Origin of the sequence: Coleofasciculus chthonoplastes PCC 7420 (assembly GCF_000155555.1) — a bacterium.
Lineage (GTDB): Bacteria > Cyanobacteriota > Cyanobacteriia > Cyanobacteriales > Coleofasciculaceae > Coleofasciculus > Coleofasciculus chthonoplastes_A.
This window is the reverse complement of record NZ_DS989890.1, coordinates 1-7,448: the sequence shown is the minus strand read 5'-3', so window position 1 is coordinate 7,448 and position 7,448 is coordinate 1. Positions and strand designations below refer to the sequence as shown.

The following is a 7,448-nucleotide window of genomic DNA, read 5'->3' as shown; positions in this document are numbered from 1 at the left end:
ATATCAATCTGTGGTTAAGTATTCGACGGGTATAATTATGCCATTAGCATTACCGCACGTCGAAGTGGACGTGCTTAGATTACTGCAGTGATGGCGAGACATTAAGCCAAAGGAGACTGATGATAGTTATCGAGTAAATCCGCCGGATTTTGATACACTTTCATACAGCCTGCTTCTTTTAACTCAGCTTCTGAGAAACCACCGCAAAGCACGCCAATGACATCTAGATTTATTTTACAGGCGGCTTGAGCATCATAAGGACTATCCCCCACCACAATCGCGTCTTGGGGAGTCACTCCATCCAGCTTATCTAATGCGGCTTGAAAGATGTCGGGATGGGGTTTTGACTTTTCAACATCGTCTGTAGAGGTTGCACCGTCTACTAAGTCTTCAATCTCTAATAGTTTTTTGTAGTGAGTCAGGGTTTCGGTTCTAGCTGAGGATGCCACGACTACTTTTTTGCCATCTAATTTGAGGCGTTCAAATAGTTGGCGCACTCCCTCAAATGGACGCACTTGGGATAGGAGGTTTTCTTGATAGAATTCTTTGCGATAAGTGGCAATATCCTCACCGATGCGTTCAAACTCTGCTTGAGGAATAAAGACAGGGATGATATAGTTACTCCCCTTACCGATTTGATGACGGATTTTATCGTAAGGCACATCATAGCCAAACTGTTTAAACGCTTTAACCCACGCCTGGGCGTGCAGATCAACGGAATCAACTAAGGTACCGTCTACATCAAAAATAACAGCCTTTGGCATCACAGGTTCTCCTTTTGTTTCTCTTCATTATGCCGATGCCATTCTGGGAAATCAATCTAGCTTGAGAGAGATAAACTGTCACGCATTTAAATTGGGAATGGGTAGCGAGCAAGATGCAAAGCCTGCGGCATGGCTTCGCTAAAGCCTGCGGCATGGCTTCGCTAAACGCACTACAAGGATTTCGCAATTCTTGACATTATGGTTTAAATGCCGAACAGCTTAATACTCACATCTTTCTTGAAAATGTTTAGGGAGAGGGAGAGAAGACTGGATATTCCCCTAAATCCCCCATGGAACAAAAAGTGAAGACTCCTCTGGCTTACCCCATGGAACAAAAAGCGAAACCTCCTTTAGCTTCCCCCTTTTGAAGGGGGACGGGAGGGGGATCTATTCACTGCCTTTTTTTAGCCTTAAATAAGACACCAAAACCAAACGCCACAGCCGAACCCAAAATAGTCATGGGTTCAGGTACAGGTGTAGCCTGAGACGGATCAAGATTTAAGGGTTGATCGAGTTGGACTAGGATAAATTCGTTATTATCCGATTGGCCAGGACTACGCCCCTTAGAAAATGGGTAATTATTATCGTTCATCACCAGTAGAGTTTTCTCATCCACAGGCAATACGCTTTCAATCGTAACAAAGGGGAACGTAAATACTCCATCTGTTGTACCATTACCGCCCAAATTATTGGGATCGGAAATATTCAGCAAATCCACTACTAATTCTTTTTGGACAAAACCGTTACTATCTATCTGATTGATGTCGATTTTGTAAATCCGTTTAAATTCAGCAGGTCTAGTAAAATCGGGATTATTGGGATCGCCTTGTCTGTTATCGCGCTCAATGACCAGAAATTCATGGTCATTAATTGCCGTCAAGTCACCAATCGCTCGACCTAGGGGATCTCGTTGATAGAAAAACGTTTTACCTGTATACTGTTGGCTAGCTAAATCAAACTCATTAATTAGCAGGCGATCGCGTTGATCATCAGGTTGCAATGCCCCTTCTAACATAGCGTAGAGTTTGCTGCCACTGCTATTAAGTGCCAGCCCTTCAAATCCTTGGGAACCCCGCAAATTTGCTGTACCGTCTAATTGGGGATTATCAGGAGACTGAACCAGGGGATTATCACCTAAACCCAGAAAATTGGGCAGTGGAATTGGCGAATCCAGAACTTGACCCTCTGCCGAAACATGGAAGAGAAATGGACCAAATTCATCACCAAACCAGTAGGTTCCATCACTCGCTTGACGAAAGGATTCAATGTCAAAATCAGCACCCGTTAACCAGCGATTGGATTGAATCATTGGGTCTACAGGAATGGTGGTGTCTGGATAAAATGATTGTTCAGCAATAATCGGAAAGTCTATCTGATTATCCCGATCATGTAACTGTAAAAAACTTTCCTGGCTAAAGCGAGTCAGGCGTTCCCCCGTTTGGAAATTAACGGGAAAAACTTGACCTGTGGTAAAATCGGGTTCGACAGCATAAACCCGGAGCAGAAAATCAGCCGAATTGCTTTTACGACCAAAACCGTTATCTGTCATCACCCGAAAGGTTCCGGGTTTAGGTCCCGGTAAAACAGCCGAAAAGCCCTGCACGGGTTGTTGATCAGTAAAGGAGATGGGAAATTGTTGTCCTGACGTGGGACCTGGGGCGAATGTATCTGCCCCAAGAATAGCACGTCCGGTCAGTTGAACGGCAGCGGCTGGAGACGTGAAAATTAAGGGTATAATCAGGGAGGTGAGACTCCTGAACAATAGATAAGAAGGCTTGCACATTTGTGGGAATGAAATAATATTCTAGGTAATTAAAATTATATAAGTGTAGTGAATCATTATTCTCTGACTTCATTGAAACTTCATAAAGGTTAGATAAGTATAAAGATAATATAAATTATTGGTTAATTTTTGTTTAAGCCAATCTAAAAATAGGAACATCGTTACTGTTGTAGGTTGGGTTTCGACTTCGCTCAACTCACCCTACGGTATATCAAGGTTTTGTTGATCCAAAAATGCTGCCTGGAGCGTACCATTGATGTTAAATTAGGCATATAAGTGTCAAACCCTGACCAATGACAAAGGACAAAGAACCAATGACTAATGACAAAGATTTAGTCCTTATTGGCGGCGGTCATAGCCACGCGATCGCACTGCGGATGTTGGGGATGAATTCCTTACCCGGAGTACGCTTGACGCTGATCACGAATGTGTCTCATACCCCCTATTCCGGAATGTTACCGGGTCATGTGGCTGGGTTCTATACCTTTGATGAATGTCATATTGATTTGCGGCGTCTTGCTCAATTTGCTGGCGCTCAATTGTATATCGATAAAGCCGTGGGTTTAGATTTAAACTCAAATAAAGTTATTTGTGCCAATCGTCCTCCCGTTGCCTTTGATGTCTTATCGATTGATATTGGTAGTACCCCGGCTAAAGAATCGGTTTCTGGCGTAGCTAAATACGCGATTCCGGCTAAACCCGTTCCCCAATTTTTAAAGCGATGGAATCGAATTATTGAAACTCTTGCACAACATCCTAAACAATCTCTGAGTTTAGGCATTGTTGGCGGTGGTGCAGGTGGAGTAGAACTGGCAATGACAATGCAACGGCGTATTAATCATGTAGAGACGCGCCATGGCACCTCTGTAAAAATTCATTTATTTCATCGGGGTAATCAACTATTACCAGGTCATAATTCCTGGGCGCGGCGATATGTTCAGAAGCTGCTAAGGAAACGGGGAATTCAGGTGCATTTAGGGGAAACGGTTTCTCAGATATTACCCGATAAAATTTGCTGTGAGTCGGGTTTAGTTGTCGATTGCGATTACAGTTTCTGGGTAACCCAAGCCTCGGCACCGAGTTGGATTGCGGAATCTGGATTGCATACCACTTCAAAGGGTTTTATTTCAGTTGGCGATACGTTACAATCCCTCTCTCATCCTCATATTTTTGCTGCTGGTGATATCGCTACCATGGTGAATCATCTTCGTCCCAAAGCCGGGGTGTTTGCGGTGCGTCAAGGGAAGCCTTTAGTGGAAAATTTGCGTCGCTTTGTACAAGGAAAAGCCCTACATCCTTACAAACCTCAACGGCGATATTTGAGTTTAATTGGTACAGGTGATGGAAGCGCGATCGCATCCTGGGGTTCCTTGGGTTGGCACTCCCGACTATTATGGCGTTGGAAGGATCATATTGACCGCAAATTTATGTGGCAATTTAGGGATTTGCCAGAGATGGAATCGGCTAATCCTGTTCCAGAGAAAACACCGAACTTGACGAAATTACCCCGTTTAGGGACACCAAAAAACGCCCCACCGATGTATTGCGCTGGCTGTGGTTCTAAAGTGGGTAGCACTACCCTAGAACGAGTGTTAAAACGGGTGCAGGATGAGTATCATTTCTCCACACCAGATGATATTATTCTCGGATTGGGAACGCCCGATGATGCAGCGGTGCTAAAAGTTCCCGCCGATAAACTATTAGTGCAAACGATTGATTATTTTCGCACTTTAATCAATGATCCCTTTATCTTTGGACAAATTAGCACTCATCACTGTCTCAGCGATTTATTTGCCATGGGTGCAACGCCTCAGAGTGTTTTGGCAATGGTAACGGTTCCCTATGCGACAGCCGCCCAACAGGAGGAAACCCTCTATCAATTGTTATCCGGGGCGATGAAGGTATTATCTCAAGTACAAGCGCCGTTGGTGGGAGGACATACCACAGAAGGGGCAGAATTAACGTTTGGTTTATCCTGTAATGGGTTAGTACATCCTCAGCAACTGATTAAAAAAAGTGGGATGAAACCAGGCGATCGCATAATTCTAACTAAAGCCTTGGGAACCGGGATTTTATTTGCTGCACATCAACGTTTACAAGCAAAAGGGCGCTGGATTGATCAGGCGGTTGAGTCGATGCTGTTATCCAATCAGGAAGCAGTTAAAGTATTTCGAGATCATGGTGTCACGGCTTGTACTGATGTGACAGGTTTTGGATTCGTGGGACATTTAGTAGAAATGGTGCAAGCATCGGGAGTGGCGGTGGAATTAGAGTGGGAGAGAATTCCCCTGCTGGAGGGGGTGACGGAACTTGTGCAACAGGGAATTGCCAGTTCGCTGTATCCCCAGAATGTCCAAGCAGCAAGGTTTATCAGGAATCAAGAAGAGATGTGCGATCGCGCTAATTATCCGGTACTTTTTGATCCACAAACCTCTGGCGGGTTATTAGCGACGATTCCTGGGGATAAAGCAGCGAATTGTGAGCAGGTTCTGCAAGCATTAGGATATAAAGATAGTCACATTATTGGTCAGGTAATTTCAGCTAGTTCAGACGTTCCCCCATTAAGATTCTTATAAGAAATGCCCTTTTTGCGATGGCGACTAGAAGTCGCTGCTACACAAACAAAGTCCGCCTACGCGGACTAAATTATCAAGGGGGTGGCTAACCCGCATTTAATATCAATTAATGATACAGCGTCTTAGCAAGATGCTCAATGCAGCGAGCAAGATGCTCAATGCAGCGAGCAAGATGCTCAATGCAGCGAGCAAGATGCTCAATGCAGCGAGCAAGATGCTCAATGCAGCGAGCAAGATGCTCGCACTACTACGGCAAGGCTTTCGCCATTATTGACATTAAGGTTTAAATGTCGAACAGCTTATTTTAGCAGTTAAAGCGTATCAAGAACGTTGTCCGATAATCTGTAGGGGTGAATTAAGCAAAGAGACGGGTAATTTTGTGTTAAAGAATGTTCGGGATTTGATGTTTGATGAATCCTGGGATCATTAATATATACTTGTATTCGACTAGACCACCAGTCGAATACAAGATTGCCATACTGGTGGCTATAACCTGAATTGAGCCAAGAGGTAAGTAAATATAAAAGATTGCTTAGGATTGGTTTTTAAGTAGTTGATGGCGTCCCATTCAAATTGATTTTTGGGTCCCCCTTCGTCACGTCGCCAAGGAAATGGATAATCGCTGTAGAGTCGAACGGACATGTCAGTTTTCTTTTCTCGAATTTCACGACTCAGTTCTAGTAACTAGGTTGCAGGTAGAGGAATCCCACCCTCTTGATTCAAATAGTTATGAGTCACGCTGATCCCATCCACCATTTTGGCTCGACTCACGATTTCTGAGCTATAAAGGGTTCGGGCTTTCTTCATCAGTTGTGCATAAACTTTAGCATTCTGGAGTGCCTGTGATTCGACCAGTTCAAAGGAAAGATGGGACATGCTTAATAAAGCTCCCACAACGCCAACGCAAAATAGAATGGTTAAAACCGGATGAGAATGATAGGTAAACGCAGCGAGTTTAGCCACATCATCCTCCGTCATCCGACTGGCGTGATGAGTGGAAAGTCCCAGTTGCTTTTCCAAGTCGCGATCGCTCAATCCGCGTTTCTTGAGTTGCTTGAAAAACTCACGCGCTACATCATCCCGTTCCTTGGGCTTAATGTGAGCGATCGCCTGTCGCAGTTCAGGTTCCATCTGACTGGGAGGTATGCGATAACCTCTGGTGGGCGAACTTGAGGGGTAATTACAATCCCTAACTTATTGTTATCGCGCACGTAGGCGTCACTAATTAATCCCTTTGCCGTTTGCACCACCCAATTGCCAAACTCTTGACCGGATGCCGTATTGCCTCGTTCTAATTGTTGATAGGTTACACTGGGATTCAATGCCGTTGGCGCTTTTGCTTTGGTTTGGTTTGCTTGGCAAGCCGATGTGGTCGCTAGGACTAAAATTAAAGCCAAAGCCGTGAAAAACTGGCGAGTTTTTTTACCTAAACTCACAGCAACCTACTGATGAAACTATTAGTGGATTTTCAATAAATAACCAGAAGGTCTAGATCAAGACTGCCTAGACCTTCTGATTCTAGTAAGGCAGGTATAAATTAATCAGCCGACTCAAATCAGATACGGCTTTTTTGGCGTTCCCAATCGCGCAAAATGATTAACCTGCTTACTATTCCTGACAAGACAATTAATCGATTATTTCTTTAGCTTTGTCTTTCACGTCTTCAACAGCGTGTCGAGCTTCAGCTTCATTTTGCTTTGCCTTACCTTCTGCCTTATCTTCAGGATCACCCGTGACGTTACTCATGGCTTCCTGTGCCTTACCTTCTATGTTTTTGGCAGTGGCTTTAGCTCTATCTTCAGTACTCATATTTTGAGATTCTCCAAATTATGATGATTATGAATTCGTCCCTAAACTAAAGAATGAATAATCTTTGGGACAATTTCTTTTCCGTTGATGTCCACTATATCTGTATTTTTCATTAAAATCGTCAATCTACAGGTAGATTAGTCTGCTCCCCGCTTTATGTCTAAAGTAGGAATGGGTTATACCTTCTCTGGGTTGACGACTCATTTTTTAGAGACTTCCATACAAAATTGTAGATACGTTGCACACGTATCTACAACCTAGACGATAGATTTTTACTAACAGTTAATCCAGATAACCCATTATTTCATCAGCTTCTTCCATGACATTGGAAGCGATGGGACGGTTTCCCAGAATCATTTCTGTGTTCTCAAGATGCAGGGTACTCACAGAAATCGGACGATTTCCAGACACAACCATGACATCTCGGATTTGCATATTACTCGCTGTGATCGGGCGCTCACCCATAGATGAAAGTGTGCCAACAATTTGTAACTCGCTGGTATCAATAGGACGTAT

The 7,448-nt window shown here is 43.8% G+C and carries 7 protein-coding genes and 1 pseudogene; 2 read left to right on the top strand and 6 right to left on the bottom strand.

From position 1 onward, the window contains the following. Positions 1-101 precede the first annotated feature (101 nt). The gene (locus MC7420_RS34600; RefSeq protein ID WP_006106647.1) at positions 102-764 is read right to left on the bottom strand and encodes an HAD family hydrolase; all 663 of its coding nucleotides are present in this window, start codon (positions 762-764) and stop codon (positions 102-104) included. A gap of 391 nt (positions 765-1,155) precedes the next feature. Beyond that, complete coding sequence (locus tag MC7420_RS34595; RefSeq protein WP_044211409.1) at positions 1,156-2,547, bottom strand: PEP-CTERM sorting domain-containing protein; 1,392 nt, start codon at positions 2,545-2,547, stop codon at positions 1,156-1,158. A gap of 293 nt (positions 2,548-2,840) precedes the next feature. Between MC7420_RS34595 and selD the strand changes: the two genes are divergently transcribed. Next, positions 2,841-5,123, top strand: coding sequence for a selenide, water dikinase SelD (selD, locus tag MC7420_RS34590; protein WP_006106642.1), 2,283 nt, complete (start codon positions 2,841-2,843; stop codon positions 5,121-5,123). Positions 5,124-5,253: 130 nt separating this feature from the next. After that, positions 5,254-5,397, top strand: a complete 144-nt coding sequence (locus MC7420_RS41035; protein WP_198016638.1) for a hypothetical protein — start codon at positions 5,254-5,256, stop codon at positions 5,395-5,397. Positions 5,398-6,047: 650 nt separating this feature from the next. On the opposite strand, the pseudogene MC7420_RS34585 reads toward MC7420_RS41035, so the two are convergent. The 4 genes and pseudogenes from MC7420_RS34585 to MC7420_RS34575 form a co-directional block, all read right to left on the bottom strand. Next, positions 6,048-6,272, bottom strand: a pseudogene (locus MC7420_RS34585) (hypothetical protein); the annotation flags it as partial. After that, positions 6,194-6,559, bottom strand: coding sequence for a hypothetical protein (locus tag MC7420_RS41030; RefSeq protein ID WP_006106645.1), 366 nt, complete (start codon positions 6,557-6,559; stop codon positions 6,194-6,196). The gene MC7420_RS41030 and the pseudogene MC7420_RS34585, both read right to left, overlap by 79 nt. A 190-nt stretch (positions 6,560-6,749) precedes the next feature. Beyond that, positions 6,750-6,932, bottom strand: coding sequence for a CsbD family protein (locus MC7420_RS34580; RefSeq protein ID WP_006106649.1), 183 nt, complete (start codon positions 6,930-6,932; stop codon positions 6,750-6,752). 282 nt (positions 6,933-7,214) lie between these two features. Further along, on the bottom strand, positions 7,215-7,448 hold a 234-nt coding region (locus tag MC7420_RS34575), incomplete at its 5' end, for a hypothetical protein (RefSeq protein ID WP_006106644.1).

What these genes read in the sequence shown, in the direction of transcription:
- selD (WP_006106642.1), top strand. Translation starts at nt 2,841, where the DNA reads ATGACAAAGGACAAAGAACCAATGACTAATGACAAAGATTTAGTCCTT.
- MC7420_RS41035 (WP_198016638.1), top strand. Translation starts at nt 5,254, where the DNA reads ATGCTCAATGCAGCGAGCAAGATGCTCAATGCAGCGAGCAAGATGCTC.
- MC7420_RS34595 (WP_044211409.1), bottom strand. Translation starts at nt 2,547, where the DNA reads ATGTGCAAGCCTTCTTATCTATTGTTCAGGAGTCTCACCTCCCTGATT.
- MC7420_RS34580 (WP_006106649.1), bottom strand. Translation starts at nt 6,932, where the DNA reads ATGAGTACTGAAGATAGAGCTAAAGCCACTGCCAAAAACATAGAAGGT.
- MC7420_RS34600 (WP_006106647.1), bottom strand. Translation starts at nt 764, where the DNA reads ATGCCAAAGGCTGTTATTTTTGATGTAGACGGTACCTTAGTTGATTCC.